The organism is Nitrospirillum amazonense, from assembly GCF_029594735.1.
In the GTDB taxonomy this organism is placed as follows: domain Bacteria; phylum Pseudomonadota; class Alphaproteobacteria; order Azospirillales; family Azospirillaceae; genus Nitrospirillum; species Nitrospirillum amazonense.
This window is the reverse complement of record NZ_JARPAF010000002.1, coordinates 1,660,931-1,684,767: the sequence shown is the minus strand read 5'-3', so window position 1 is coordinate 1,684,767 and position 23,837 is coordinate 1,660,931. Positions and strand designations below refer to the sequence as shown.

Below are 23,837 nucleotides of genomic sequence, written 5' to 3'. Positions count from 1 at the left end.
ATCCATACGGCGGCTGGTTTTTGCCACCGCGCAGAAGCTAAAGCCGCCGCAGACATGCCCACCGCACGTAAACAACATAATCGTCTGGGTTCGCTGGCAACCTTGGTTCCCTACTACCTCTGAACGAGAGTCGGACATGAACATCCTGATCGGTGACGACCACCTGCTGTTCCGCGAAGGCCTTTGCCGGCTGCTGACCCAACTCAGCGCCGATGCCACCTTTACCGAGGCGGGCACGTTCAACGAGGCGCTGGAGTTCGCGCAGGGCGAGCAGGAATTCGATCTGATCCTTCTGGACCTGCAAATGCCCAACTGGCCGGGATTCTCCGGCATCCAGGAAATCTGTGAAATCCAGGCCGGCACGCCGGTGGTGATCGTCTCCGCCTCCGAAAGCCAGGCGGACGTGCGCGCGGCGCTGGACGCTGGCGCGTCCGGCTACATCCCCAAGTCCTCCAGCGTGAAGATCATGCTGAGCGCCCTGAACCTGGTGTTCTCCGGCGGCATCTACGTGCCTCCGGCCGCCATTCACGGTGAGGGCACGGCCCCGGCGGGCAGCGGTGGCGGCGTGGCCAGCGGCGGCGGCGGCGGCGGCAACAGCCCCTCCCTGACCCAGCGCCAGCGGGACGTCCTGCGCTGTCTGCGCGAGGGCAAGTCCAACAAGCAGATCGCCTATGAGCTGGGCCTGTCGGAAGGCACCGTGAAGATCCACGTGACCGCCGTCATGCGCTCCCTGGGCGTGCGCAACCGTACCCAGGCGGTTATTGCGTCGGCCGACATTCTGCCCTAAACGCAGGACATCGCTTTCCGACCTTAGAAGTACCGACATGACCGGTCATCCGGATGGAACCAACGCCCCGGCGAGCGCAGCTCCCGGGGCGCCGTCTTTTGACGGCGGCGAGTCGCCGGCTCCCGGCGCCGCCTACCTTGCCGCCGACGGCTTCCTTGAGCCCTTGCTGGAGGAACTGGCCGATTCGACAGCCACGGTGCATGGCCGCCTGGTGATCACCCGGGCGCCGCCCCGGCCGGCCGCTTGGTCCATCAACACCTGGCTGCAGCCCCGCCGCATCGCGATCGCGTCCATCAAGGACGGTGCCCGCAGCCTGCGGGCCATCCAGCGCAACTGGGCGGTCTATGAGCATGGCCACCATCGCCGGGCCAAGCTGATCCAGGAACAGCTGCCGCACGTCTCGGCCAAGCCGCTGGTCTTCCCCGCCCCCGCCCCCACCGCTCCCTTGGGCGCCTGGACGCTGCTGGATGAAGGCACCATCCTGGCCAGCCCTGTATGCAGCAGCGCCTTCGCCAACGGCGAGGTGGCGTTCGTGGAGGACAAGGCGACGCCACCCAACCGCGCCTACCTCAAGCTGTGGGAGGCGCTGACGCTGGCCGGGCGCCTGCCGGGCCCGGGCGATCGCTGCCTGGACCTAGGCGCCTGCCCCGGCGGCTGGACCTGGGTGCTGCAGTCGCTGGGCGCGGACGTCACCGCCATCGACAAGGCGCCGCTGGATCCGCGCATCGCCAGCCTGCCCCGCGTCACCGTGCGGCGGGAAAGCGCCTTCGGCCTGGATCCGGCCACGATAGGGCCGGTCGACTGGCTGTGCAGCGACGTCATTTGCTATCCGGAACGATTGCTGCGCCTGGTTCATCAGTGGAAGGACGGCGGCCACGCCCGCAATTTCATCTGCACCCTGAAGTTCCAGGGGGAGACGGACCACGCCAGCGCCCGCGCCTTCGCCGCCATTCCGGGCTCGCGCCTGCTGCATCTGTCGCACAACAAGCATGAGCTGACCTGGATTTATTTGGCGCCTGAAACATCAGCAAATTAGCCGTTTCCGCTGTGACGCAGACCCTTGCGCCGGGGGCCGGTCTGAGCGCAAAACGGTGACGGGGCGGTCCTGGTCGTATGGGGGATCGGTCTTAAACTGGATCACACCAGAGGCTGGTTTTCGCCAGGCCCCGCCGCCGTTCCGCGTCCTCGATGACCATCGGGGCGCCTTGCGATGGGTGACGAATGCGCCGGGTGTTTTCTTGGATCGCGTGGCCGGGGCTGCTGGCCCTGTGCATTGCCGGTTATGCCTATGGGAACGCGCTGGGCCATCCCATCCTGACCTACAACGTCACCTATTTCGGCATGGCCGCCGCCCTGCTGCTGCTCGAGCGCGTGATGCCCTACGAGGCGGCGTGGGCCAAGAGCGATGGCCAGATGCGCCAGGACATCAGCCACACCGCCCTGAACAAGGGCATCGGCCAGTTCCTGGCCAGCCTCGCCGCCGTGATCGGCGCCAATGAGGTGGCGCCGGCCGCTGCGGGGGGGATCTGGCCCGCCCACTGGCCCATGGCCGCCCAGGTGGTTCTGGGGCTGGTGGTGGCGGAGTTCGGCCTCTATTGGGCCCACCGCCTCTGCCATGAGGTGTCGTGGCTATGGCCCTATCACGCCGTGCACCACAGCGTCACCCGCCTGTGGGTGGTGAACACCGGCCGGTTCCATTTCGTGGACAGCCTGCTCAGCAGCGGATTCGCCCTGGCGCTGGGCATGCTGGTGGGCGCGCCCAAGGAGGTCATCGTCTGGGTGCTGGTCATCACCACCTACATCGGCTTCCTCACCCACTGCAACGTGGACATGGATTGCCGCGGCCTGAACTGGCTGTTCAACACGCCGGACCTGCACCGCTGGCATCACAGCCGCATCCCGGCCGAGGGCAACACCAACTATGGTGAAAATCTGCTTCTCTGGGACGTGATCTTCCGCACCCGCTACCTGCCGTCGGACCGGCGCCCGCCGGTGGACATCGGCACCGCCGATGCCGTGCCGCTGACCTTCCTGGGGCAACTGGCCTTCCCCTTCCGCCGCCACAGGGCCGCCCCCATCCTGGAGGCGCCGGTGGCAATGGAAGCGCGGGCCGAGGCGGGGGGAGACTGACCCTCAGACCTCCAGTCTGATGCGCCCTTAGGCTGCTGCCCGCCACCTGAGGGGATACTAAAGAGCCTGGCCGGCGACCCAGCCGGAGGACCAGGCCCATTGGAAATTATAGCCGCCCAGCCAGCCGGTGACGTCCACGGCCTCACCCACGAAGTGCAGGCCGGGCACGGCCTTGGCCTCCAGCGTCTTGGACGACAGGTCGTTGGTGTCGACGCCGCCCACCGTTACCTCCGCCGTGCGATAGCCCTCGGTACCGGCCGGCACCACGGTCCAGCGCCGCAGCTGTTCGCCCACCGCCGCCAGGGCTTTGTCCGACAGGTCGCGCAAGGGGCGGCTCTCCACCTCTCCGCCATTGGCGCCGCCCTCCCCGCACAGACGCTCGGCGAAGCGGCGGGGCAGGACATCGCCCAGGATGGTCTTCAGCTCGGCATTGGGCCGCGTCCGTTTGGCCGCCTTCAGATGCTCGGCCAGGTCCAGGTCGGGCGTGAGGTCCACGGTAATGGGCTGCCCCGGTTGCCAGTAGCTGGACGCTTGCAGGATGCTGGGACCGGACAGGCCGCGATGGGTGATCAGCAGGGCTTCGCGGAACGCGGATTTTCCGGCTTTGACGACAGCGTCCAGCGCCACTCCCGACAGGCCCTGGGTCCGCGCCAGGTCCTCGGGCGTGAAGGTGAAGGGCACCAGGCCGGGCCGCGGGGTCACGACCTTCAGGCCGAATTGCTTGGCCAGGCGATAGGCGAAGTCGGTGGCGCCCATCTTGGGAATGGACAGGCCGCCTGTGGCCACCACCAGCTTAGGCGCCATCATCTGGCCCCGCGCCGTGTCCAGCACGAAGCCGCCTTCCGTGCCCTGAACGTCCCGTACCGCGCAGTCCAGCCGCAGCTCCACGCCGGCGTCCGCCGCCTCGGCCAGCAGCATGCCCAGGATGTCCCGGGCGGAGTTGTCGCAGAACAGCTGGCCCAGCTTCTTCTCATGCCAGGCGATGCCGTGGCGCTCCACCAGGTCCAGGAAGTCGCGCGGCGTGTAGCGGCGCAGCGCCGAGATGCAGAAGTGCGGATTGGCCGACAGGTAACGCGCCGGCTGCGCATCCACGTTGGTGAAGTTGCAGCGTCCGCCACCGGAGATCAGGATCTTGGCGCCAGCCTCGGGGGCGTGGTCGACCACCACCACCCGGCGGCCGCGCTTTCCGGCGGCGATGGCGGTGAACAGGCCGGCGGCGCCGGCGCCGATGACGATGACGTCGGGGCTGCTGGAAACGGTCATGCGGGTTCTTAATCGATATCGACGGAACCGCGCAGGCGCTTCACGCCGCTGCGCGTGGCCTTGGCGTCCAGCCGCCGCTTCTGCGAGCCCAGGGTGGGCCGGGTGGCGCGGCGCACGGCCTGGCGCACCGTGGCCTCGCGTATCAGCTCGAACAGCCGCTCGCGCGCGTCCTCACGGTTCCGCTCCTGGGTGCGGTGGCGCTGGGCGGTGATGACGATGACGCCGTCACCCGTCCACCGGCGGCCCGCCAGGGTCTTCAACTTGTCCTTCACCCATTGCGGCAGATTGGGCGAGGCGGCCGCGTCGAAGCGCAGCTGCACCGCCGTCTCCACCTTGTTCACGTTTTGCCCGCCGGGGCCCCCGGCCCGCAGGAAGCTTTCCTGCAGCTCCGTCTCGGCCAGGCGTATCCCCGGCGCGACCAGCACGGTCGGGCCCTGGAACGGCGGCGGGGAAGACGGTGGCAACATGGCACGGAACGAAAAGCAAGGGACTGAAGGCTCGCGATCCTAAACGGCCCCGCCCCCCTTGTCTAACGATGGCCCCGTATGGCTGAGGCGCCGTGTCGCCTCCGTCACGCGCCGTCAGGAGATTGGCGCGTCCACGTCCCACATGGCCACGGGCCATTCTTCCGCCTGGCGGCGGCGCAGCGGGCCCGGGGTGGCCAGCGCGCGCAGGGCGTCGAAATCCTTGAGCACAGCCGTGGTGCCCTCCAGCGCCACACCGTGGCGGCGCAGGTCGGTGAAGGTCCAGGCCACATCCTCCGGCGTGGCGGCCAGGGCGGCGGCGAGGGCGCCCATGTCCAGGTCCAGCCGGCCGCCGGCGCGGCGGTCGTTGTGTTCCTTCAGCAAATGGGCTGCCAGGCGCTGGGGCAGCGACAGGTCCTGCAAGGCGGCCACGGTTTCCACCAGAACCTGTTCCCGTGCCGCCTGCCCCGCCATCAGCGATAGGGCCAGGTCGGCCCCCTCACCCAGGCGCGCACGCAACGCCGCCAGCGGCAGGACCAGCAGGCGGACCCCATCCACCGCACGCAGGGTGACGGGGGCGGCGGCACCGGTCAGCGCCTCCGGCAGCAGGAAGGTGGTTTCCGGTCCCCGCCGCTGCCCGACCTCGGCATTGCCGGCGACCAGCATCACGGCGCCGGACAACAGGATGTGGATATCGGTGAGGCGAGTTCCCTGCCGGACAGCCAAGTCGCCCGCGCCCAGATCCTGGATGTGGCATGCTGCCGCCAAGGAGGACAGAAGGTCCGGCGCCAGGCGGGCGAAGGCCGCCACCGACGCCAGTTCATTCACGATCCCCCGGGCCGCCGCACCACCCACGGCACCGCCCTTCGTCACATCCACAGTCATCCACCCAACCCCATCTTGCCTGTCGGGCGACCCCCAGGCGGGCGGCCACCTTATGCCCTACGGCAGACCCCCAATAGTCGAGCCTTTGCCTTAGGCCTTTTGGATACGCACCGTTTGGAAACGTTCCAATATCCTATCCGCCGCGCCGATAACGGCGGCGTTCGCGGGCCAAGGCCGCCGACCGCGCCGCCTGGCGCCAGGCGGCGTACAGCGCCGGCGCCAGGATCGCCCGTATCCCCTTGGCCAAGGCCACGACGGTCCGCCAGGCGGGCAGCGCCGTCAGCCGGTCTATCCACCCGACGATCCAGCCATGCACTCGCGCGAACCACCGGATGGTCAGCAGCTTGTGCCGGCTGCGCTGGAACAGGCGTTCCACCGTCAGCAGCTTCAGCACCTCCGCCCCCACGATCAGCAGGATGCCCAGGCGGGTCTTCCCCTGGGCGATCAGGAAGGCGCCCAGCGGCTTCGCCGGTTCCAGCACCACCAGCGGCACCAGGAACAGCACCAGGGTGGTCCGCGGCCCCAGGCGATCAATGAAGCGGCCCAGCGCCTGGAAGGGCGACCACCGCCCCATGCGGTTGGCGAATGGCCGCACGAGGGGCAAGAAACAGACGTCGACCAGCACGTACGCCAAGGCCGCGATCACCGCCAGCGGGGTCAGCAGCCGCCGCAGCCACAGGCGGGCTTGCGGGCTGGGCCGCCATCCCAAAGCGCGGTGCACGCGGCCGTGCGGCTTCTGATCCGGCATCCGTCTATCCTTCCCTGGGCCTGGCCTTCCCCAGGCCTGCCCTTCCCTGGACCTGAAAATGGACCCATGACCCCGCGACGGTGGGCCGGGGCCCACCTGATGCGCAAGGTCCACTTGGTGGCATTTTTGTAGAGCCTTCTCGCACGAATGCGCGGAACACCAAAAGGAAAAGGCGCCTTCCCCAGGGGGAAGGCGCCTTTCCTCGGTAATCCAGACGGCTGAGGGATCAGCGCTTGGAGAACTGGAAGCTCCGGCGGGCCTTGGCCTTACCGTACTTCTTACGCTCGACCACGCGCGGGTCGCGGGTCAGCAGGCCGGCGACCTTCAGCGGCGGGCGCAGGGCCGGCTCGAAGTAGGTCAGGGCCTTGGAGATGCCGTGGCGCAGGGCGCCGGCTTGGCCGGACAGGCCGCCGCCGGACACGGTGCACACCACGTCGTACTGCTCAACCCGGCCGACGATCTGGAACGGCTGGTTGATCATCATGCGCAGCACGGGGCGGGCGAAGTAGACGGTGATGTCACGGCCGTTGACCGTGACCTGGCCCTTGCCCGGCTTAATCCAGACGCGGGCGACCGCGTCCTTGCGCTTGCCGGTGGCGTAGGAACGGCCCTGGGCGTCGATCTTCGGCTGAGCCGGCTCGGCGGCCTCGGTCGTCACGACGGCGGCGCCCTGCTTCAGGTCGGCCAGGCTGTTGATGGTCTGAGCCATGGATTAGGCCCCCTTGTTCTTGGGATTCAGGGCGCCGACGTCCAGCACCTCGGGGTTCTGCGCTTCGTGAGGATGCGTCGGACCCTTGTAAACGCGCAGGTTACCCATCTGGCGACGGCCCAGCGGACCGCGGGTGATCATGCGCTCGACGGCCTTCTCGATGACCCGCTCCGGGTACTTGCCGTCCAGGATCTGGCCCAGGCTGCGCTGCTTGATGCCGCCGGCGTAACCGGTGTGCCAGTAGAAGATTTCGTCGCTGCGCTTGTTGCCGGTCAGCTTCACCTTCTCCGCATTGATGACGATGACGTTGTCACCGCAATCCATGTGGGGGGTGTAGGTCGGCTTGTGCTTGCCGCGCAGGCGCATGGAGATGATGCTGGCCAGGCGGCCCAGCACGAGGCCGTCGGCGTCGATGAGAAGCCACTTCTTCTCGATCTCAGACGGCTTGAGAGACAAGGTTTTCATCCGCGCACTCACTCAAAATGAGGTCCGGGCCCAAATGGGCCCCAGGGGCACCGCTCCTGGGACCGGCACCGAAGTGGGCGGTTTTTATGTCGGTGACGGTCGGGTGTCAACGGGAAAAAGACACCATCCATCAAATGCTTACCGCTGCGGTATTATAGTACCCACAACTCAAACCCATTGATTCTATTGGGTTTTCAAGAGACGCCGAAACGGCGCCGTTTCCGTTTTCCCCAATGAATCCAGGACATTGAGGGAACCATCCCGGCGAGCCACCTGGTGCGCCTCTCAGCCCCGCGGAATCGCATAGGTGCCCGTCGCGTGCGCCACGGGATCGTCCTCGCCCTCGGAATGAATAGTGACCTCGCCATAAGCCAAGTTCCGGCCCATGCGCACGATGCGGGCGTAGGCCAGCAGCGGCTTGGCCGGCGGGCGGCGCAGGAAGGTGATGTTCATGTTGCTGGTGACGGCCAGCACGATGTGCCCCGCCATGCTGAGCACCGCGCCATAGAGCGCCACGTCGGCCAGTGCGAACATGGTAGGGCCGGAGACGGTGCCGCCCGGCCGCAGGAAGTCTTCCGACACCGGCATGGTCAGGGTGATGGTGCCGTGCCCCATCTCCTTCGTCCGGATGCCGGCGCGATGGGCCTGGGGCAATCCCTTTTCCAGCAAGCGGTCGAAATCCGTCGGCGTGAAGACGGGCGCCTTGCCCATGGCCGCCAGCTTGTCGTCCGGCTTGGTGTCGGACGCCGGCGTATCTGCCGCCATGTCCATCTCATCCGTCATTCCCAAACCCCTCCCCTCATCCCATTTATGGTGTCCGGTATACCCGTCCCCAGGCGCCCTGCACACCCTGCCGTGGCTGCCTATCGCATAAGGACCCATGAGCCATGAGCGAGAAGATCACCGATGACGTGCTGCGCGACGTCTTCCTGAAAACCAAGACGGTGGCCATCGTGGGCATATCGCCCGACCCGGCCAAGCCCTCGCACTATGTGCCGGCCTTCATGCAGCAGGAATACGGCTACAAGATCATCCCGGTGCACCCGGCCCACGTCGGCACCACCATCCTGGGGGAACCGGTGGTGGCCACCCTGGCCGACTTGCCCGACGGCGTGGACTTCGTCGAGATCTTCCGCGCCGCCCCGGCCATCGCGCCCTTCGTGGTGGAGGCGGCGCAGCGGGGCATCCCTTACATCTGGATGCCGCTGGGGGTGAGCCATGAGGAATCGGCCGCCCAGGCGCGGGCCCTGGGCGCCACGGTCATCCAGGACCGCTGCCCCAAGATCGACCTGCCCCGCCTGTTTCCCGGCGGCTGGCCTGATCGCGGTCCCCGGGCGGACGGCTGACTTTAGTCGTCGCTGGCGTCGGGTGCCGCCGACGCCGCGATCCATTCCAGAAAGCCCGGATTGCCCGACACCACTGGCAGGGCGACGATGCACGGCGTGTCGTAGCTGTGCAGGGCCTTGACCCGCTTGGTCAGGGCCTCGAACCGGTCGGCGCGCGTCTTGGCGATGAAGGCCACCTCCGCCGCCGTTTCCACCCCATCCTTCCAGCGATAGATGGACTGGCTGGCCCCCAGGATGTTGACGCAGGCGGCCAGCCGCTCCTCCACCAGCGCCCGGCCGATGGTCTCCGCCTCCTCATTCGAGGCCGCCGTCATATAGACCAGGAACGCCGCCATCACCCACCTCTCGGTTCGAAGATATTCCGCCAGGACGCAGCCGCCAGCGGTCCGGTGCCGCAAGCACCTGACGCAGGGGGCCGTTTGACGCCCGGTCCCGTCAGCGTAAGATACCGGCAGGCCCCGCGCCATGGCCCAAAGGGCGTGGCGATTCCAAATGGGCCCATAGAATGGGCCGGTGGACGATGGCGCCCAACTGACGGGGGAGACTGGGCATGGCGCGCGGCAAGGAAGCTGTTCCTGAAACACCGACGCACGAGGCCCCGCCCCCGCTTCTTCCCACGCCCGTGCAGAAACGCTGGCTGCGGCGCGGCCTGGACCAGGCCGGCGGCAAGCTGCCCCTTTTCTGGGCGGACGGCAGCAAGGTGACCGCCGCCACGGTAAAGGCCTGCCTGGAGGCCGGCTGGGCCACCCCCTGGTTCAGCAACCCGCTGAAGCCCGACTGGCTGGTCTGCCGCCTGACGGATGCCGGCCGCGCCGTATGCAGCAGAACACCGGCGCGTAAGAAGGCGGACGAACTGCCAGCCACAGGCGAAACAAGCGCCTGAAATGGAAACGGCGCCTGGTCCTTCACGGGACCGGCGCCGTCTTCATGGTATCGAGAGATGGTCGGAGCGACAGGATTCGAACCTGCGACCCCCAGACCCCCAGTCTGATGCGCTACCAGGCTGCGCTACGCTCCGACCTCTCGAGTGAACCGCAGTGGGCTGCGGTTCGGGCGCGGACTATAGCCACGAGATTCACCAGATGCAACGGCGTTGGACGCCTAAACGTCAAAAAAATGAATTTTCTTATTTTATATTTGTAAATCAACACTTTAGCGACTCGCTTTGGCACGATCCAAAACCATTGGACCACCAAAACGGGTTTGGGGGGCTGGCCGGATCACCTTTCCCGGGCCGGCTTGACGATGCTGTTCGTCATCCCGCTTGCGCAAAGCGACGGACGACGCGCAGGAACACCGCGTGGGCGACATCGCCAAGACGGGACCGATACGGGAGTTACTTGTAGAAGTGGGCGGAGCGCTTACAGCACGCGACGCAGCAGGTCGCGAATCTCTTCCAGGTCCGCCAGCACCTGGCCCAGCGCCTCACGCTTGGGGGCAGACAGGCCCTTCTCCACCTTTTCCGTGGAGACCCGGCGCGGCTCATGGGCGCGCGGGGCCGCAGGCTCCGGCGTCGAAGGCGGCGTGCGCGACCATTCGGGATCCGCCTCGGGATCGTGGTCGAACAGACCGATGATGCGCAGCTTCTCCTCCGGCTGCGGGCGGGGCGCGGGGGGCGGGGATGGCGGTGCCGGTTCGACCCAGCTCTCATCCGCAGCCTCGGCTGCATCTTCAGCGCCGACGGCGGATTCGCTGATGGGGCCATTGGCGGGCAACGTGCGACCACCGCCGGTGCGCAGCAGACGCTGCACGCCCTTGATGGTGTACCCTTCCTTGTAGAGCAGCACCTGGATGCGGCGCAGCAGTTCCACATCGTCCGGGCGATAGTAGCGCCGGCCGCCGCCGCGTTTCAGCGGACGGATGTGGGGGAACTTGGTTTCCCAGAAGCGCAGCACATGCTGCGGCACATCCAACTCCGCCGACACCTCGCTGATGGTGCGGAAAGCGGTGGGCGACTTGGCCCCGGCGCGGCCGCGATCAGCCACCGGCGTCTCGTTTGCCGCGTCATCCGGCCCCGCGTCATCCGCCATGTCGGCTTCAGCGCCGGCATCCGCCCCCGCCCCGTCGCCCGCGTCCGTCATGTCGGGTGCGACGAGATCGTCCCCGGTCTCGACATCATCAGCCGACATGTCTTCAGCCGGTATCCGGGGCTCAGGCGCGGGCATGCCGGACATGGCTTAGTGCCCGTTGGCCGACAGGACTTCGTTGATGCGGTTCTTCAGCACATGGCTGGCGCGGAACACCAGGACGCGGCGGGGCAGGATCGGCACCTCTTCACCCGTCTTGGGGTTTCGGCCGATGCGCTCGCCCTTGGACCGCACGGAGAAGCTCCCGAAGGAGGAAATCTTGACCATTTCCCCCCGCCCCAAGGCGGAGGCGATCTCATCCAGCACGCTTTCCACCAGATCGGCGGACTCATTCCGCGACAGCCCTACCTCTTGGTAGACGGCCTCGCTCAGCTGAGCGCGCGTGACGGTGTGATCTCCCATGGGTGCCCTCCCTCAACCAGTGGCCCCTTCGCCAACTGCGGGAACGGTAATGCCAGCCGGGAAAGCCGTCAATTCCAAAGGTTTGCCAAAGTTTTGTCAGATTCGGCTAGACCATCCGTCAGGGCGAAACGGCTGCTGCAGAGCACCCAAGAATGGTGCGCCGCGAAAGCGGGACGGCCGTCGGCGCAATGGCAAAGGGGCGCCCCAGCGGGACGCCCCTTGAATACGTCGGTAAGCGGATTTGGGTAACCGGATTTGCCGGCCGGCGTGAGCCGCCGCTGACAGGCCCGGCCTAGAAGCGAACCAGCGCGGCACCCCAGGTGAAACCGCCGCCCATGGCCTCCAGCAGGACAAGCTCGCCCCGCTGGATGCGACCATCGGCCACGGCCTCGCACAACGCCAGGGGGATGGAGGCCGCGGAGGTGTTGCCGTGGTGGTCCACAGTCATCACCACCTGCGCGGGATCCATCTTCAGCTTGCGGCCGGTGTTCTCGATGATGCGGCGGTTGGCCTGGTGGGGCACCAGCCAGTTCAGGTCGGCGGGCGTCAGGCCGTTGGCCTCCAGCGCCTCGCCCACCACCTCGGCCAGGTTGACCACGGCGTGCTTGAACACCTCCTGCCCCGCCATGCGCACATGGCCCACGGTCTGGGTGGAGGACGGGCCGCCGTCGACATACAGCAGGTCGTGATGGCGGCCGTCGGAATGCAGGTGGGTGGACAGGATGCCGCGATCGGCGGCCGTGCCCTCGCCTTCCTCGGCGCGCAGCACCACGGCGCCGGCGCCGTCGCCGAACAGCACGCAGGTGGCGCGATCGGTCCAGTCCAGGATGCGGGAGAAGGTCTCGGCGCCGATCACCAGCACCGTGCGCGCCTGGCCGGCCTTGATGAAGTTGTCGGCCACCGACAGGGCGTAGATGAAGCCGGAGCAGACGGCCTGCACGTCGAAGGCGGCGCCCCGGGTCATGCCCAGGGCGGCCTGCACCTTGGCGGCGGTGGCGGGGAAGGTCTGGTCGGGGGTGGCGGTGGCCAGGATGATCAGGTCCAGCTCATCCACCGCGACGTTGCCGTGGGCCAGGGCGGCCTTGGCGGCGGCCAGCGCCAGGTCGGATGTCATCTCGCCTTCGGCGGCGATGTGGCGGCTGCGGATGCCGGTGCGCTGGGTGATCCACTCATCCGAGGTGTCGACCATCTTGGCCAAGTCGTCGTTGGTCACGACGCGGGCGGGCAGGTAAGAGCCGCAGCCCACGATCACGGAGCGCATTACCATCGTTCAACCAGCCATCAGGGGATGGGCCGTCACTGGGCGACGGCCTGGGGGTCGGAACCGGAAGCGGCGGCGGACGCCGCCTGCAGGCTTTCCTGCAGCAGGGCCAGCTCCTTGCGGATTTTCTCGTTGAAGCCGTGCTGGACCAGATCCACCGCCACGCAGATGGCGTTGGCGAAGCCCAGCCCGTCGGTGCCGCCGTGGCTTTTCACGCATACGCCCTGCAGACCCAGGAACATCGCGCCGTTGTAGCGGCGGGGATCCATGCGCTGGCGCAGCTTGTTGAAGGCGGTGCGGGCCAGCAGATAGCCCAGCTTGGCCAGCAGGGAGGATTGGAAGGTGCGGCGCAGGAACTCGCCGAACAGCTTGCCGGTGCCCTCGGCCGTCTTCAGGGCGACGTTGCCGGTGAACCCATCGGTCACGACCACGTCCACCGTGCCGGCGGCGATGTCGGTGCCTTCCACGAAGCCGTGGAAGTTGCGGGCCAGCGGCGTGGCGCGCAGGGCGGAAGCGGCGGTGCGAATGGCCTCATGGCCCTTCTGCTCCTCCGATCCCACATTAAGCAGGCCGATGGTGGGTTCCAGCAGGCCCAGCACCGTCTGGGCGAACACGGTGCCCAGCACCGCGAACTGCACCAAGTTGTCAGCGTCGCATTCCAGGTTGGCGCCCAGATCCAGCATCACACAGTCGCCCCGCATGGTGGGCAGCATGGATGCGATGGCCGGCCGGTCGATGCCCGGCAGGGTCTTCAGCACGAACTTGGCCATGGCCATCAGCGCGCCGGTGTTGCCGGCGGAGACGACACTGGCCGCCTCCCCCGACGCCACGGCGTCGATCGCCAGGCGCATGCTGGAGCCGCGCCCAGAACGAAGGGCCACGGACGGTTTCGCGTCCATGGCCACAACGTCAGCTGTATGGCGAACCTGGGAGATCGCCTTCAGTGCCGGCCGGGAGTCGAGCAGCGCGCTGATGCGCTGCTCGTCACCGACGAACAGGAAGTCGACATTGGGGCAGCGTTCGCGCGCGATGTCCGCGCCGTCCACCACCATGTCCGGGGCATGATCGCCGCCCATCGCATCCAGGGCGATTCGCAGGCGTGTGCTCACCGGACGGCGACCTCCTCAAGCACCGGGCGAACCGGATCAGGCGGCAGCGGTAGCAGTATCGACGACGACCTCACGGCCGTCGTAGTGGCCGCAGGAGCCACAGACGTGGTGCGGGCGGGTCAGTTCACCGCAGTTGCTGCACTCGTGGTGCGCACCGGCGCTGATGGCGTGGTGCGAACGGCGCATGTTGCGGCGAGACTGGGAGGTCTTTTTCTTAGGAACGGCCATGATCGTCTACTCTCTACTCGATTAAGACGACCACTCATGTGCCGTCTTGCTAACCATCGTCAGGCCCCATGCTTTAGCGAAACCGTCATCCTTTTCCCACCCCCAATTTGCTGGGGACGGGCTTGCGGAAAACGATATGGGGTCAAACGACAACGAACCCGGCCCAACCCTGGACCGGATCAAACAGGGCGCCTTAAGTACTCGAAATCCCCGGCAAGGGCAAGCGCCAAAGACCAAATTAAGTCTTAGGCACCAGCTTCGCAAGGGCGGCAAAGGGATTCGGCTTCTCCCCGCCGTCGGCGTCCTGGGCGGGCGGCGTGCCACTGGCAGGCGACTCAGCGTCCTGGCCACCGTCCATGTCCGGCGGCGGCTCGTTGGGCGCGTCGGGGAATTCGCCCTCACCCTCCCAATCCTCCACATGAACGAAGCGCTCGGCATCCGCCTTGCGGGGATAGGGGTCGAGGGCCAGCGACAAATGCTGGGCCACCAGCTCGCCGATGTCGATGCGGCCGTTCTCGATGGGCTCGGGCGGGTCGGCCTCGTCGTCCAGGCCCAGGTTGTCCAGCTCATCCTCGTCCTTGGGCACTAGGTGGGCCGGGGCGAACAGGGCCTGGAAGGTGTCGCGCACCTGGGCCGGCAGCGGCTCCAGCGTCACCACGCAGCTCTGCACCACCTCGGCCTCCAGCTCGCCGGTGACCCGCACCATCTGGCCCCCCCGGATGCGGCGCAGGCGCACCAGGGCCGTCAGGCTGTCCAGTGACACGAGATCCAGGCGCCTGGCCAAGGCGGCGCGCTCCGCCGGGGTGGCGGTGATCTTCTCCACGCTCTCGCGGGCGGACACCTTATCAGCGATGACGGGTCGGGAAAATTCAGGGGCCATGTCGGCCATGACGCGCAACTCCACACTTTAGGAAGTCAAACTGGCTAAGAAGTCAAAACCGGACCTAAGAAATCAAAATAGGGGCGCAGGGGCGAAGGCGGGCCCGCGCGCCAGCAGGTGGGCCGCCGGCAGGGCGCCTAGCCGGTCGGCGCAGGTTCGGACATAGCTGGCCACGGCCGCCACCTCCGGTCCGTCCGGCAGGGTGGAGCCGAAGAGGTTGCGGTCCAGCGCCGCTTCGAGATCCCCCGCCCCGCCTTTCAAGCCCGATTCGTAGGCGTCGGCCCGGCCGTAGAAGTGCGTGCCCAAATCCCTGACCTTCTTGCCCACCACCATCTCGCTGGCGCCCAGCTCCCGCAGGCTGAAGTCCAGGTCGGTGAACATATGGTCGAACAGGGCCTGGTTAAGGGCCGCCAGATCCGGCCCCTCGGCCGCCAGCCGGCGCATCACCAGCCAGGCGTGCAGGGCCACCACCTCGAACCGGCCCTCCACCGTGTCGGGCACGCCGCGCCCCTCGCCTGCCACCGCAGCATAGAATCCAGGCTGGCGCGCCTGGTCGACGATGCCGGCATAGAGACGCAACACGGCCGCCTGGTGGCGGTTACGGCTGAACAGGGACTTCAGCAAGGCGATCACGGCGCGTAACCCGGCTTTCGTTGACAGGACAAAGCGGCTGGTGCGATTGTCACCGGCCAGATGGGGGGTGGTCGTCCACCGGTCAAGCGCGACGAAGGACGCCGCGCCGGACGGGGATGGCCCGGAACCCGGGCCGGTTGGTCCTCAATCTCCGGATTATCGCACCCCCCGCGACGGACGGGCGGTGCCTCAATCGTGGAACGGGGCCGACCCGCGATCAACGTTCTTGGGATTAACGTCTTAGACCATGCCGAACAAGACCCTTAAGTTGCTGTCTCCCGCCGGCCTGATTGGCGTGGGCCTGCTCGGGATCGGGCTGACGGCCTGCACCCCCACGGTGAACAACCGCGGCAATCTGGTGGAAGACCGCCGCCTGGCCGACGTCCATCCGGGGACCAGCACCAAGGAAGATGTGCAGAAGGCGCTAGGGTCGCCCAGCACCACCAGCACGCTGGACGCCAACGTCTGGTACTACATCGGCGCCATCACCGAGAACGAAGCCTTCTTCGATCCCGACATCGTGCAGCAGCGGGTGCTGCAGGTCAGCTTCAACGACCAGGGCGTGGTCAGCGCCATCGGCGACGTGGACCTGGCCCAGCAGCAGGACATCAGCCCCGAGGATCGCGAGACCCCGACGGCCGGCCACGAGGTCACCTTCCTGGAGCAGTTGATGGGCAATCTCAACCGCCAGAAGAAGAAGGACGACAAGAAGAAGAAGGGCGGCGGCAGCTAAGGCCCCGCCCCTTGCTCAGTCCTTCACGGAATAAGGAAAACCCCGGAGCCTTCGCCCCGGGGTTTTTGCTTGGGACTCGAATGGCGCGCGTCAGCCGTGGGCCAGGATGGCCAGCAGCAACAGCGCCACGATGTTGGTGATCTTGATCATGGGGTTCACGGCCGGCCCGGCCGTGTCCTTGTAAGGGTCGCCCACGGTGTCGCCGGTCACGGCTGCCTTGTGCGCGTCCGAGCCCTTGCCGCCATGGTGGCCCTCCTCGATGTACTTCTTGGCGTTATCCCAGGCGCCGCCGCCCGAGGTCATGGAGATGGCGACGAACAGCCCGGTGACGATGACGCCCAGCAGCATGGCGCCCACCGCCGAGAATGCCGCCCCCTTGCCGGCGATGGCGTTGATGATGAAGTACAGCACCACCGGCGCCAGCACCGGCAGCAGCGAGGGGATGATCATCTCCTTGATGGCGGCGCGGGTCAGCAGGTCCACCGCCTGGCCGTAATCCGGCTTGGACGTGCCGGCCATGATGCCGGTGTTCTCGCGGAACTGGCGACGCACCTCCTCCACCACCGAACCGGCGGCGCGGCCCACCGCCGTCATGCCCATGGCGCCGAACAGGAAGGGCAGCAGCCCGCCCAGGATCAGGCCCACGACGACGAAGGGGTTGTCCAGTCCGAAGTCCAGCTTGCCCGACAAGTCGGCGAAGTAGGGATAGTCGGTCGGATTGGCCATGAAGTAGTGCAGGTCTTCGTTATAGGCGGCGAACAGCACCAGGGCGCCCAGGCCGGCCGAGCCGATGGCGTAGCCCTTTGTCACCGCCTTGGTGGTGTTGCCCACGGCGTCCAGCGCGTCAGTGGTCACCCGCACGTCGCCGGGCAGGTCCGCCATCTCCGCGATGCCGCCGCCGTTGTCGGTGACGGGGCCATAAGCGTCGAGCGCCACAATCATGCCGGCCAGCGCCAGCATGCTGGTGACGGCGATGGCGATGCCCAGCAGGCCGGCCATCAGGAAGGTCACCAGGATGGCAGCGCAGATGACGACGGCCGGCAGGGCCGTCGACTCCATGGAAATGGCCAGGCCCTGGATGACGTTGGTGCCGTGGCCGGTGGTGGAGCTTTGCGCCACCGACTTCACCGGGCGGTAGTTGGTGCCGGTGTAGTATTCGGTGATCCAGACGATCAGCGCCGTGACAATCAAGCCCACCACGGCGCAGCAGTACAGCGTCTGGCCGGTGAACTCCTTACCGTTGACGGAGAAGGCCGTCTGCAGATGGTCGGGCAGCACCCAGTAGGTGACGGCCCAGATGCCGGCCAGGGACAGGACGCCGGTGGCGATCAGGCCCTTGTACAGCGCCCCCATGATGTTGCCGCTGGCGCCCAGCCGCACGAAGTAGGTGCCGATGATGGAGGTGATGATGCAGACGCCGCCGATGGCCAGCGGGTACAGCATCAGGGGCGCCAGCAGGTCGGTTCCGGCGAAGAAGATGGAGGCCAGCACCATGGTCGCCACCGTGGTTACGGCATAGGTCTCGAACAGGTCGGCCGCCATGCCGGCGCAGTCGCCCACGTTGTCGCCCACGTTGTCGGCGATGACGGCGGGGTTGCGGGGGTCATCCTCGGGGATGCCCGCCTCGACCTTGCCCACCAGGTCGGCGCCCACGTCCGCCCCCTTGGTGAAGATGCCGCCGCCCAGGCGCGCGAAGATGGAGATGAGGGAGGCGCCGAAGCCCAGCGCCACCAGGGCATCGACCAGCGGCCGCCCCGTGATCTCCAGTTGGGAAAGCAGTCCGAAATAGCCGGAGACGCCCAGGAGCGCCAAGCCCGCCACCAGCATGCCGGTGACGGCGCCGGAGCGGAAGGCGATGGACAGGCCCGCCGCCAAACCGTGGCGCGATGCTTCCGCCGTACGCACGTTGGCGCGGACGGAGACGTTCATGCCGATGTAGCCCGCCGCCGCCGACAGCACGGCGCCCACGACGAAGCCCAGGGCCACGTACCATTTCAGGGTGACGTACAGCAGGATGGCGATGACGACGCCGACCACGGCGATGGTGCGGTACTGGCGGTTGAGGTACGCCCCCGCCCCCTCTTGAATGGCCGCCGCGATTTCCAGCATGCGGGGATTGCCCGGGCTGGCGGAGAGCACGGACCTGGCGGTGAAAAGACCATAGAGCACGGCCAAGGCGCCGCACCCCCACACGAAGGGAAGCACTCCTGTCATGTCGTTTCCTTTTCCCAGACTGGTTTCCCAGAGCCGGCGCCGCCCCAATTCTGAACGCTGGGTGTCGGTCGCCGTTTCAGCCTGAAAAAAGTGACATGGAAACAGGGCTTAAGCAATCGCCCCGCAAGGTGGCGTCTAAAGGGTCAGAAAGTAAAACCGGGTGTCGACCGCCATGCGGGGAAAGGATGGGGGTAACTCATCGGGGGTAATCTGCGAAAAACCGCTTTTTTCATAAAATCGATGGGCCGCCAGGAACTTAGCCGTTGTGCCCAAATACACGGATCGGAGCGTCCGATCCCTGGCATGTGCCAGCAAAACCGCCAGCAGCCGGGCGGCCAGCCGGTGTGGCGCGCCCCGGTGACTGGCCGCCACGAACATCTTGCGCAAGGCGGCCGCGCCATCGCCGATGTCCTTCAGCGCGATGGTGCCGACGATGCGGCTCCCCTCCACCGCCACCCAGAATTCCCCGGCGCCCTGCTGGTAAAAGCCTGGAATATCGCGCAGATCCGGTTGTTCCGCATAGGTGATGGGAATATCGAACTCTTCCCGCTGGATGGGGACGATGAGGTCGGCGATGCCCGACTCGTCACCAGGGCGGTAGGGGCGGATGACCACGTCCGCCATCGTCAGTAGGCCGGGTGCTGGTTGACGGCCTGGATCAGCACGTCATCGACCACGCCCTCGCCCATCACCTTGGGTGTGGCCTCGATCAGCCAGCGGCGCACCGCCACCACGTCGATGACCTGCCCGGCCTTGATCTGCTGCTGGCCCAGCTTGCCGTACAGCGTCTCGATGTAGGCGTTCTGCAGGATGTAGCGCCGTTCCTTGACCTTATCCTTGGCCTCGTCGCTGGCAACCTGGATCTGCACCTGCAGCAGCAGGTTTTGCTCGATCTGCTTGTCGCCCATGACGGGCAGGACGAAGGGGCCGATGTCCACGAACTGCGGCGGGCCCACGGGCTTCTTCTTCTCCTCCTCCACCTTGGGCTGACCGTCCTTGTGGACCAGGAAGATGTAACCGCCCACGCCGGCACCGATCAGGGCCAGCAGCGCCACCACCAGGAAAAGGATTTTCTTCATCGACAAGAATCCAGGGGACAAGAATCAGGGGAACAAGAATCGAGCGGACCAAACATTCAGGGAAAGGAACGCTATTGGCGGAGTGCCGCCCTCGGGCGCCATCCTGACGCCAGGGCGTTAAAAAACCGTGCTCAGCCAAGACCAAGGCTCCCCGAAAGGGCGCTCTCATCTGGCACAATAGACCAGGATCAGAAGTGCTGCCAGCCGGCGGCGCGGGGGGTGATGTCCCGGCCCATGGCGTCCACCAGCCGGGCGGGGCCGGTGCCGTCGGTGAAGCCGCCGCCGGCCGCCAGGGGGCGCAGGCTGCCGATCTCGGTGATGGTCAGCTTGGCCTTGGCCGCTGCCGCCATGACGGCGGCGCGCTTGGCCGGCGGGACGGTGAACACCACCTCGTAATCCTCGCCGCCCGTGGCCAGGTCGGCGATGGTGCACGCATGCCCGGCCAGCATGCGGCGGGCGGGCGGCGACAGAGGAATGCGCCCGGCCTCCACCACCGCCACCAGGCCGCTTTCGCGGACGATGTGCCCCAGGTCGGCCAGCAGGCCGTCCGACACGTCGGCCGACGCCGTGGCGCCGGCGCGCAGCACCGGGCCCACGCCCAGGCGCGGCCGGGGGCGGTAGAAACGGTCCAGCAGGAACTGGCGGTCATCCTCGGGCACGGGCCCCTTGCGCTGGCGGACCAGGGCCAGGCCCAGCGTGGCGTCGCCGATGGTGCCGGTGACGAAGACCAGGTCGCCCGGCCCGGCGCCGACGCGGCGGACGGCGGTGCCAGCGTCGATCAGGCCCAGGGCACTGATGACCAGGGTGATGGGCCCATCGGTGACGGTGCTGTCCCCGCCCAGCAGGTGGATGCCGAATTCCGCCTGGTCGGCGGCCAGGCCGCCGGCGAATCCAGCCAGCCAATCCTCGGGCAGGGTCTGCGGCAGGCTCGTGACCAGGCTGTAGGCCAGGGGTTCGGCCCCCTTGGCCGCCAGGTCGGACAGGTTGGTCCGCAGCAGCTTGCCGGCCACCAGGCCGGGCGCGTCTTCGGGGAAGAAATGGACGCCGGCCACCATGGCGTCGGTGGTGACCACCAGTTCCTTGCCCGGCGGCACGGTGACATAGGCGGCATCGTCGCGCAGCCCTTGCGCCCCGGGAAAGCCCTGGGCCAGCGGACGGAAATAGCGGGCGATGCGGTCGAATTCCCCCAGCGGCTGGTCGGCGCCCTTGTCCGGCTTGGCGACGGCGGCGAGCGCCGGAGCGCAGGGATCGGTACCCGTGTCCACCATCCGCTGGGTCAACCTCTCACGGTCGGGGCGGGCGTCAGCCCTGGGCGCCCTCAGTGCCGCTGGCGCGGGACGCCAGCTCATCCGGGCGGACGATGCGGGCGACCTTGTCCAGAACGCCGTTGATCATGCCGGGTTCCCGGCCGGCGAAGAAGCCGTGGGCCACGTCGATGTAATCGTTGATGACGATGCGGGCGGCGGTGTCGCCGCCGGCCAGCAACTCCCACGCGCCGGCGCGCAGGATGGCGCGCAGCAGCAGCTCCAGCCGGTCCAGGTGCTGGCGGTCCAGCGCCTGGCTGAGCACCGGGTCGATCTCATGCTGGCGCGAGGTGGCGCCGCGCACGATGGCGGCGAACAGTTCCCCATCCGCCGAGACGTAGCGGTCGCCGTCCAGTTCCTGGCCCAGGCGGAAATTGGCGTACTCGGTGATGATCATCTCGGGCGAGCTTTCCGTCAGCTCGATCTGGTACAGCGCCTGCACGGCGTTCAGGCGGGCGGCGCTGCGCCGTGCCTTGGCGGAACCGGCCCGCTTGGGCGTGGGAAGCTTCACTTCCGGCGTGGGCGTGGGGGTGGTGACCTTTTTGCGGGGAGCCATGATGTCGGGAACGCTTTTCGCCAGGAAGGAAGGGGAATCGGAAAGTAGGGAAAGATGCGGCAGCCGGGCCCGCCGGCCAACCGAAAAATCATCCGGCATAGCCGGCCTGCCCGTAAAGCGGCCGAAACCCACAATTAAAACCAACGGCATCCATGCCGTTGTAGGATGCGACCGCGTCCGCCGCAGCGAGCACCGCAGGGCACAGCGAGGATAGCCAAGGCCGCGGATGCGGCCGCCCGGCGCCTGAGGGCATCGCGCATTAGCGCGTGTTCAATCTAAACTGCCGCTTCAGCTCGATCATGTCGAGGCAAGCGCGGGCCGCCTCCCCGCCCCGGTTCTTCTGCGCAACCGATGCGCGGGCCCAGGCCTGTTCCCGGTTTTCCACCATCAGCACGCCGTAGCCCAGCGCCAGGGTGTGGCGCAGCACCAGCTCGTTCAGGCCCCGGGCGCATTCGGCGGCCACGGTGTCGTAGTGCGTGGTCTCGCCCCGGATGAGGCAGCCCAGCGCCACATAGCCGTCGAACCGGCGGCGGCCGGAATAGAAGTCCATGGACTTCACGGCGTACTGCAGGGCCGCCGGCAGCTCGAACGTTCCCGGCACCTGGAAATGCTCGTACGTCGCGCCGGCCCGGGTGATCTCGGCCACGGCCCCGCGCACCAGTTCCTCGCCGATGTCCTCGTAGAACCGGGCCTCGACGATCATGATGTGGGGGGCTTCGGCCAAGGACCGGCTCTCCTTCAGGCGATCTGGGTTTAGGCGACCGGGGGGCGCGGCGGGATGGCGCGCTGGCTGAGGATGGTCAGGCCGTAGCCCTCGACCCCCACCAGGGTCTTGGGATTGTTGGTCAGCAGATGCAGTTCCTTGACCCCCAGGTCCAGCAGGATCTGCGCGCCCACGCCATAGTCGCGCAACTGGCCGCCGTCGGGCGTGCCGGCGCCGTCCAGCGCCCGCAGCCGGTCCAGGAGGGAGAAGGGCTGCGCGTCGCGGATGACGACGATGACGCCCCGCCCCTCACGCGCCACGGTGGACATGGCGATGTCCAGGTCGCCGGCGCCCTGGCGCCGCACGTCACCCAGCAGGTCGTGCACCACCTCCAGCGCGTGCATGCGGGCCAGCACCGGCCGGCCGTCGTCCACGTCGCCCATGACCAGGGCCAGATGCTCCGCCCCGGTGATGCGGTTCTTGTAGACGTGCACGGTGAAGTGGCCGCCATGGCGGCTTTCGATGGCGGTGGTGTAGGTGCGCTCCACCAGCGTTTCGGTACGGCGGCGATAGGCGATCAGGTCGGCGATGGTGCCGATTTTCAGGCCGTGCTCGGCGGCGAAGGGCAGCAGGTCCGGCAGACGGGCCATGGTGCCGTCGTCCTTCATGATCTCGCAGATCACGCCGGCCGGCAGCTTGCCCGCCAGGCGGGCGAAGTCCACCGCCGCTTCCGTGTGGCCGGCGCGGACCAGCACGCCGCCGTCGCGCGCCACCAGCGGGAAGATGTGGCCAGGGCTGGCGATGTCCTGCGGTCCGCTGTTGGGGTCGATGGCGACGGCGATGGTGCGGGCGCGGTCGGGAGCGGAAATGCCGGTGGTGACCCCTTCCCGCGCCTCGATCGACACGGTGAAGGCCGTCTGATGGCGCGAGGCGTTGTCCCGCGACATCAGCTGCAGGTTCAGCCGGTTGATCTGGGCCGTGTCCATGGACAGGCAGATCAGGCCGCGGCCGTGGCGGGCCATGAAGTTCACGGCGGCCGCGTCGCAGCACTCCGCCGGGATCACCAGGTCGCCCTCGTTCTCGCGATCCTCGTCATCCACCAGGATGAACATACGGCCGGCGCGGGCCTCATCTATCAGCTCCTCAGGGGTGGACAGGGCCACGGAGACCGGCGTGTTGCTCATCATTTCGTTTCCGCGAGACGGGCGACGTAGCGCGCCAGCATATCGACTTCCAGGTTGATCACGCCGCCAGCCTTCAGGTGCTGGAAGGTGGTCTTTTCCTGGGTGTGGGGGATGATGTTGATGCCGAAGCGCGTGCCCTCGACCGAATTCACGGTCAGCGACACGCCGTCCAGCGCAACGGAACCCTTGGCGGCGATGAAGCGCGCCAGGTGCGGCGGCGCGTCGAACCACCAGCGCTGGCTGTCACCGTCCGGCTGCACGTCCACGATGTCGATCACGCCGTCGACATGGCCGTAGACCAGGTGGCCGCCCAGCTCATCGCCCAGGCGCAAGGACCGCTCCAGGTTCACGGGCGTGCCAGCCTGCCAGCCGCCGGTGGTGGTCTTGGAATGGGTCTCGGCGGACACGTCCACCTTGAACCAGCCGCCTTCCTGACCCTGGCCTTTCTCCACGACGGTCAGGCACACGCCGTTGCAGGCGATGGAAGCGCCGATGGCGACCGCCTCCAGGTTGAACCCGGTGGCGATGGTGAAACGGGTATCGCCACGCCGTTCAACAGCGGTGACCTGCCCGACATCCGTGATGAGTCCGGTAAACATGGGCGACAAACTAGGCCCGGGCGCCCCGGCTGGCGAGTGGAAAATGGCGGCGTTTCTTGCGCAAAACC

Annotated in this window: 29 protein-coding genes and 1 tRNA gene; 6 read left to right on the top strand and 24 right to left on the bottom strand. The window is 67.4% G+C overall.

Annotation, left to right across the window (positions count from 1 at the left end):
- Positions 1 to 136: 136 nt before the first annotated feature.
- The 3 genes from P5F91_RS13790 (at position 137) to P5F91_RS13780 (ending at position 2,917) form a co-directional block, all read left to right on the top strand.
- Complete coding sequence (locus P5F91_RS13790; protein ID WP_145609404.1) at positions 137 to 787, top strand: LuxR C-terminal-related transcriptional regulator; 651 nt, start codon at positions 137 to 139, stop codon at positions 785 to 787.
- Between the two features lie 37 nt (positions 788 to 824).
- Complete coding sequence (locus tag P5F91_RS13785; protein ID WP_277907415.1) at positions 825 to 1,823, top strand: SAM-dependent methyltransferase; 999 nt, start codon at positions 825 to 827, stop codon at positions 1,821 to 1,823.
- A gap of 185 nt (positions 1,824 to 2,008) precedes the next feature.
- On the top strand, positions 2,009 to 2,917 hold the full coding sequence (locus P5F91_RS13780; protein ID WP_277907414.1) for a sterol desaturase family protein: 909 nt from the start codon (positions 2,009 to 2,011) through the stop codon (positions 2,915 to 2,917).
- Positions 2,918 to 2,974: 57 nt separating this feature from the next.
- Here P5F91_RS13780 and P5F91_RS13775 read toward each other — a convergent pair whose 3' ends face one another.
- From P5F91_RS13775 to P5F91_RS13745, 7 genes are all read right to left on the bottom strand, one after another.
- Complete coding sequence (locus P5F91_RS13775) at positions 2,975 to 4,180, bottom strand: BaiN/RdsA family NAD(P)/FAD-dependent oxidoreductase (RefSeq protein WP_277907413.1); 1,206 nt, start codon at positions 4,178 to 4,180, stop codon at positions 2,975 to 2,977.
- A gap of 8 nt (positions 4,181 to 4,188) precedes the next feature.
- Positions 4,189 to 4,605 carry an alternative ribosome rescue aminoacyl-tRNA hydrolase ArfB gene (arfB, locus tag P5F91_RS13770; protein ID WP_040849022.1) on the bottom strand — a complete coding sequence of 139 codons (417 nt, stop codon included), beginning with the start codon at positions 4,603 to 4,605 and terminating at the stop codon, positions 4,189 to 4,191.
- Positions 4,606 to 4,761: 156 nt separating this feature from the next.
- Positions 4,762 to 5,529: a Crp/Fnr family transcriptional regulator gene (locus tag P5F91_RS13765; protein ID WP_145609409.1), complete on the bottom strand. Its 768-nt coding sequence runs from the start codon at positions 5,527 to 5,529 to the stop codon at positions 4,762 to 4,764.
- Positions 5,530 to 5,662: 133 nt separating this feature from the next.
- Positions 5,663 to 6,277 (bottom strand): hypothetical protein, encoded by a 615-nt coding sequence (locus P5F91_RS13760; protein ID WP_145609410.1) that lies wholly within the window; start codon positions 6,275 to 6,277, stop codon positions 5,663 to 5,665.
- Positions 6,278 to 6,503: 226 nt separating this feature from the next.
- The gene (gene rpsI, locus P5F91_RS13755) at positions 6,504 to 6,986 is read right to left on the bottom strand and encodes a 30S ribosomal protein S9 (protein WP_050898408.1); all 483 of its coding nucleotides are present in this window, start codon (positions 6,984 to 6,986) and stop codon (positions 6,504 to 6,506) included.
- Positions 6,987 to 6,989: 3 nt separating this feature from the next.
- Positions 6,990 to 7,451: a 50S ribosomal protein L13 gene (rplM, locus tag P5F91_RS13750; protein WP_004273148.1), complete on the bottom strand. Its 462-nt coding sequence runs from the start codon at positions 7,449 to 7,451 to the stop codon at positions 6,990 to 6,992.
- Between the two features lie 285 nt (positions 7,452 to 7,736).
- The gene (locus P5F91_RS13745; protein WP_145609411.1) at positions 7,737 to 8,234 is read right to left on the bottom strand and encodes a PaaI family thioesterase; all 498 of its coding nucleotides are present in this window, start codon (positions 8,232 to 8,234) and stop codon (positions 7,737 to 7,739) included.
- A 104-nt stretch (positions 8,235 to 8,338) separates the two neighbouring features.
- Between P5F91_RS13745 and P5F91_RS13740 the strand changes: the two genes are divergently transcribed.
- A complete protein-coding gene (locus tag P5F91_RS13740; RefSeq protein WP_145609412.1) occupies positions 8,339 to 8,797 on the top strand; it encodes a CoA-binding protein in 459 nt (152 codons plus the stop codon).
- Between the two features lie 2 nt (positions 8,798 to 8,799).
- Here the strand turns inward: P5F91_RS13740 and cutA are convergent, their stop codons facing one another.
- The gene (gene cutA / locus P5F91_RS13735) at positions 8,800 to 9,132 is read right to left on the bottom strand and encodes a divalent-cation tolerance protein CutA (RefSeq protein ID WP_186454601.1); all 333 of its coding nucleotides are present in this window, start codon (positions 9,130 to 9,132) and stop codon (positions 8,800 to 8,802) included.
- A gap of 215 nt (positions 9,133 to 9,347) precedes the next feature.
- Between cutA and P5F91_RS13730 the strand changes: the two genes are divergently transcribed.
- Positions 9,348 to 9,680, top strand: a complete 333-nt coding sequence (locus P5F91_RS13730; RefSeq protein ID WP_246134255.1) for a hypothetical protein — start codon at positions 9,348 to 9,350, stop codon at positions 9,678 to 9,680.
- A 58-nt stretch (positions 9,681 to 9,738) separates the two neighbouring features.
- Here P5F91_RS13730 and P5F91_RS13725 read toward each other — a convergent pair.
- The 8 genes from P5F91_RS13725 to P5F91_RS13690 form a co-directional block, all read right to left on the bottom strand.
- A tRNA-Pro gene (locus P5F91_RS13725) sits at positions 9,739 to 9,815 on the bottom strand.
- Positions 9,816 to 10,158: 343 nt separating this feature from the next.
- Positions 10,159 to 10,926 carry a MerR family transcriptional regulator gene (locus tag P5F91_RS13720; protein WP_246134256.1) on the bottom strand — a complete coding sequence of 256 codons (768 nt, stop codon included), beginning with the start codon at positions 10,924 to 10,926 and terminating at the stop codon, positions 10,159 to 10,161.
- Between the two features lie 48 nt (positions 10,927 to 10,974).
- A complete protein-coding gene (locus tag P5F91_RS13715) occupies positions 10,975 to 11,286 on the bottom strand; it encodes an integration host factor subunit alpha (protein WP_145609414.1) in 312 nt (103 codons plus the stop codon).
- A 292-nt stretch (positions 11,287 to 11,578) separates the two neighbouring features.
- Positions 11,579 to 12,553, bottom strand: a complete 975-nt coding sequence (locus tag P5F91_RS13710; protein WP_277907411.1) for a beta-ketoacyl-ACP synthase III — start codon at positions 12,551 to 12,553, stop codon at positions 11,579 to 11,581.
- Positions 12,554 to 12,582: 29 nt separating this feature from the next.
- A complete protein-coding gene (plsX, locus tag P5F91_RS13705) occupies positions 12,583 to 13,656 on the bottom strand; it encodes a phosphate acyltransferase PlsX (RefSeq protein WP_145609416.1) in 1,074 nt (357 codons plus the stop codon).
- Positions 13,657 to 13,692: 36 nt separating this feature from the next.
- Positions 13,693 to 13,884 carry a 50S ribosomal protein L32 gene (gene rpmF, locus P5F91_RS13700; RefSeq protein WP_081486680.1) on the bottom strand — a complete coding sequence of 64 codons (192 nt, stop codon included), beginning with the start codon at positions 13,882 to 13,884 and terminating at the stop codon, positions 13,693 to 13,695.
- A 238-nt stretch (positions 13,885 to 14,122) separates the two neighbouring features.
- On the bottom strand, positions 14,123 to 14,773 hold the full coding sequence (locus tag P5F91_RS13695) for a YceD family protein (RefSeq protein WP_145609417.1): 651 nt from the start codon (positions 14,771 to 14,773) through the stop codon (positions 14,123 to 14,125).
- 63 nt (positions 14,774 to 14,836) lie between these two features.
- Positions 14,837 to 15,397, bottom strand: coding sequence for a ubiquinol-cytochrome C chaperone family protein (locus P5F91_RS13690; RefSeq protein WP_277907410.1), 561 nt, complete (start codon positions 15,395 to 15,397; stop codon positions 14,837 to 14,839).
- A gap of 247 nt (positions 15,398 to 15,644) precedes the next feature.
- Between P5F91_RS13690 and P5F91_RS13685 the strand changes: the two genes are divergently transcribed.
- On the top strand, positions 15,645 to 16,130 hold the full coding sequence (locus tag P5F91_RS13685; protein WP_145609419.1) for an outer membrane protein assembly factor BamE: 486 nt from the start codon (positions 15,645 to 15,647) through the stop codon (positions 16,128 to 16,130).
- A 90-nt stretch (positions 16,131 to 16,220) separates the two neighbouring features.
- Here the strand turns inward: P5F91_RS13685 and P5F91_RS13680 are convergent, their stop codons facing one another.
- The 8 genes from P5F91_RS13680 to P5F91_RS13645 all read right to left on the bottom strand — a co-directional run bounded on the left by P5F91_RS13680 (position 16,221) and on the right by P5F91_RS13645 (position 23,769).
- Positions 16,221 to 18,344 (bottom strand): sodium-translocating pyrophosphatase, encoded by a 2,124-nt coding sequence (locus P5F91_RS13680; RefSeq protein WP_145609420.1) that lies wholly within the window; start codon positions 18,342 to 18,344, stop codon positions 16,221 to 16,223.
- Between the two features lie 135 nt (positions 18,345 to 18,479).
- Positions 18,480 to 18,968 carry a GNAT family N-acetyltransferase gene (locus tag P5F91_RS13675; protein WP_145609421.1) on the bottom strand — a complete coding sequence of 163 codons (489 nt, stop codon included), beginning with the start codon at positions 18,966 to 18,968 and terminating at the stop codon, positions 18,480 to 18,482.
- 2 nt (positions 18,969 to 18,970) lie between these two features.
- The gene (locus tag P5F91_RS13670) at positions 18,971 to 19,423 is read right to left on the bottom strand and encodes a flagellar basal body-associated FliL family protein (RefSeq protein ID WP_088871458.1); all 453 of its coding nucleotides are present in this window, start codon (positions 19,421 to 19,423) and stop codon (positions 18,971 to 18,973) included.
- Positions 19,424 to 19,611: 188 nt separating this feature from the next.
- Entirely contained in the window at positions 19,612 to 20,691 is a 1,080-nt protein-coding gene (gene thiL, locus P5F91_RS13665; RefSeq protein WP_277907409.1) for a thiamine-phosphate kinase, read from the bottom strand.
- Positions 20,692 to 20,725: 34 nt separating this feature from the next.
- Complete coding sequence (gene nusB, locus P5F91_RS13660) at positions 20,726 to 21,283, bottom strand: transcription antitermination factor NusB (RefSeq protein ID WP_246134257.1); 558 nt, start codon at positions 21,281 to 21,283, stop codon at positions 20,726 to 20,728.
- A 259-nt stretch (positions 21,284 to 21,542) separates the two neighbouring features.
- Positions 21,543 to 22,007, bottom strand: coding sequence for a 6,7-dimethyl-8-ribityllumazine synthase (gene ribH, locus P5F91_RS13655; protein WP_145609424.1), 465 nt, complete (start codon positions 22,005 to 22,007; stop codon positions 21,543 to 21,545).
- Positions 22,008 to 22,036: 29 nt separating this feature from the next.
- Entirely contained in the window at positions 22,037 to 23,173 is a 1,137-nt protein-coding gene (gene ribB / locus P5F91_RS13650; protein WP_277907407.1) for a 3,4-dihydroxy-2-butanone-4-phosphate synthase, read from the bottom strand.
- On the bottom strand, positions 23,170 to 23,769 hold the full coding sequence (locus P5F91_RS13645) for a riboflavin synthase (protein WP_145609426.1): 600 nt from the start codon (positions 23,767 to 23,769) through the stop codon (positions 23,170 to 23,172). Before P5F91_RS13645 ends, ribB begins: the two co-directional genes overlap by 4 nt.
- Positions 23,770 to 23,837: the final 68 nt, after the last annotated feature.

What these genes read in the sequence shown, in the direction of transcription:
- P5F91_RS13775 (WP_277907413.1), bottom strand. Translation starts at nt 4,180, where the DNA reads ATGACCGTTTCCAGCAGCCCCGACGTCATCGTCATCGGCGCCGGCGCC.
- P5F91_RS13780 (WP_277907414.1), top strand. Translation starts at nt 2,009, where the DNA reads ATGCGCCGGGTGTTTTCTTGGATCGCGTGGCCGGGGCTGCTGGCCCTG.
- P5F91_RS13765 (WP_145609409.1), bottom strand. Translation starts at nt 5,529, where the DNA reads ATGACTGTGGATGTGACGAAGGGCGGTGCCGTGGGTGGTGCGGCGGCC.
- P5F91_RS13785 (WP_277907415.1), top strand. Translation starts at nt 825, where the DNA reads ATGACCGGTCATCCGGATGGAACCAACGCCCCGGCGAGCGCAGCTCCC.
- P5F91_RS13715 (WP_145609414.1), bottom strand. Translation starts at nt 11,286, where the DNA reads ATGGGAGATCACACCGTCACGCGCGCTCAGCTGAGCGAGGCCGTCTAC.
- P5F91_RS13680 (WP_145609420.1), bottom strand. Translation starts at nt 18,344, where the DNA reads ATGACAGGAGTGCTTCCCTTCGTGTGGGGGTGCGGCGCCTTGGCCGTG.
- P5F91_RS13760 (WP_145609410.1), bottom strand. Translation starts at nt 6,277, where the DNA reads ATGCCGGATCAGAAGCCGCACGGCCGCGTGCACCGCGCTTTGGGATGG.
- P5F91_RS13710 (WP_277907411.1), bottom strand. Translation starts at nt 12,553, where the DNA reads ATGGTAATGCGCTCCGTGATCGTGGGCTGCGGCTCTTACCTGCCCGCC.
- ribB (WP_277907407.1), bottom strand. Translation starts at nt 23,173, where the DNA reads ATGATGAGCAACACGCCGGTCTCCGTGGCCCTGTCCACCCCTGAGGAG.
- P5F91_RS13745 (WP_145609411.1), bottom strand. Translation starts at nt 8,234, where the DNA reads ATGACGGATGAGATGGACATGGCGGCAGATACGCCGGCGTCCGACACC.
- rpmF (WP_081486680.1), bottom strand. Translation starts at nt 13,884, where the DNA reads ATGGCCGTTCCTAAGAAAAAGACCTCCCAGTCTCGCCGCAACATGCGC.
- P5F91_RS13730 (WP_246134255.1), top strand. Translation starts at nt 9,348, where the DNA reads ATGGCGCGCGGCAAGGAAGCTGTTCCTGAAACACCGACGCACGAGGCC.
- P5F91_RS13720 (WP_246134256.1), bottom strand. Translation starts at nt 10,926, where the DNA reads ATGTCGGCTGATGATGTCGAGACCGGGGACGATCTCGTCGCACCCGAC.
- thiL (WP_277907409.1), bottom strand. Translation starts at nt 20,691, where the DNA reads ATGGTGGACACGGGTACCGATCCCTGCGCTCCGGCGCTCGCCGCCGTC.
- P5F91_RS13790 (WP_145609404.1), top strand. Translation starts at nt 137, where the DNA reads ATGAACATCCTGATCGGTGACGACCACCTGCTGTTCCGCGAAGGCCTT.
- P5F91_RS13670 (WP_088871458.1), bottom strand. Translation starts at nt 19,423, where the DNA reads ATGAAGAAAATCCTTTTCCTGGTGGTGGCGCTGCTGGCCCTGATCGGT.
- nusB (WP_246134257.1), bottom strand. Translation starts at nt 21,283, where the DNA reads ATGGCTCCCCGCAAAAAGGTCACCACCCCCACGCCCACGCCGGAAGTG.
- P5F91_RS13645 (WP_145609426.1), bottom strand. Translation starts at nt 23,769, where the DNA reads ATGTTTACCGGACTCATCACGGATGTCGGGCAGGTCACCGCTGTTGAA.
- rplM (WP_004273148.1), bottom strand. Translation starts at nt 7,451, where the DNA reads ATGAAAACCTTGTCTCTCAAGCCGTCTGAGATCGAGAAGAAGTGGCTT.
- cutA (WP_186454601.1), bottom strand. Translation starts at nt 9,132, where the DNA reads ATGGCGGCGTTCCTGGTCTATATGACGGCGGCCTCGAATGAGGAGGCG.
- P5F91_RS13675 (WP_145609421.1), bottom strand. Translation starts at nt 18,968, where the DNA reads ATGGCGGACGTGGTCATCCGCCCCTACCGCCCTGGTGACGAGTCGGGC.
- rpsI (WP_050898408.1), bottom strand. Translation starts at nt 6,986, where the DNA reads ATGGCTCAGACCATCAACAGCCTGGCCGACCTGAAGCAGGGCGCCGCC.
- P5F91_RS13685 (WP_145609419.1), top strand. Translation starts at nt 15,645, where the DNA reads ATGCCGAACAAGACCCTTAAGTTGCTGTCTCCCGCCGGCCTGATTGGC.
- P5F91_RS13695 (WP_145609417.1), bottom strand. Translation starts at nt 14,773, where the DNA reads ATGGCCGACATGGCCCCTGAATTTTCCCGACCCGTCATCGCTGATAAG.
- P5F91_RS13740 (WP_145609412.1), top strand. Translation starts at nt 8,339, where the DNA reads ATGAGCGAGAAGATCACCGATGACGTGCTGCGCGACGTCTTCCTGAAA.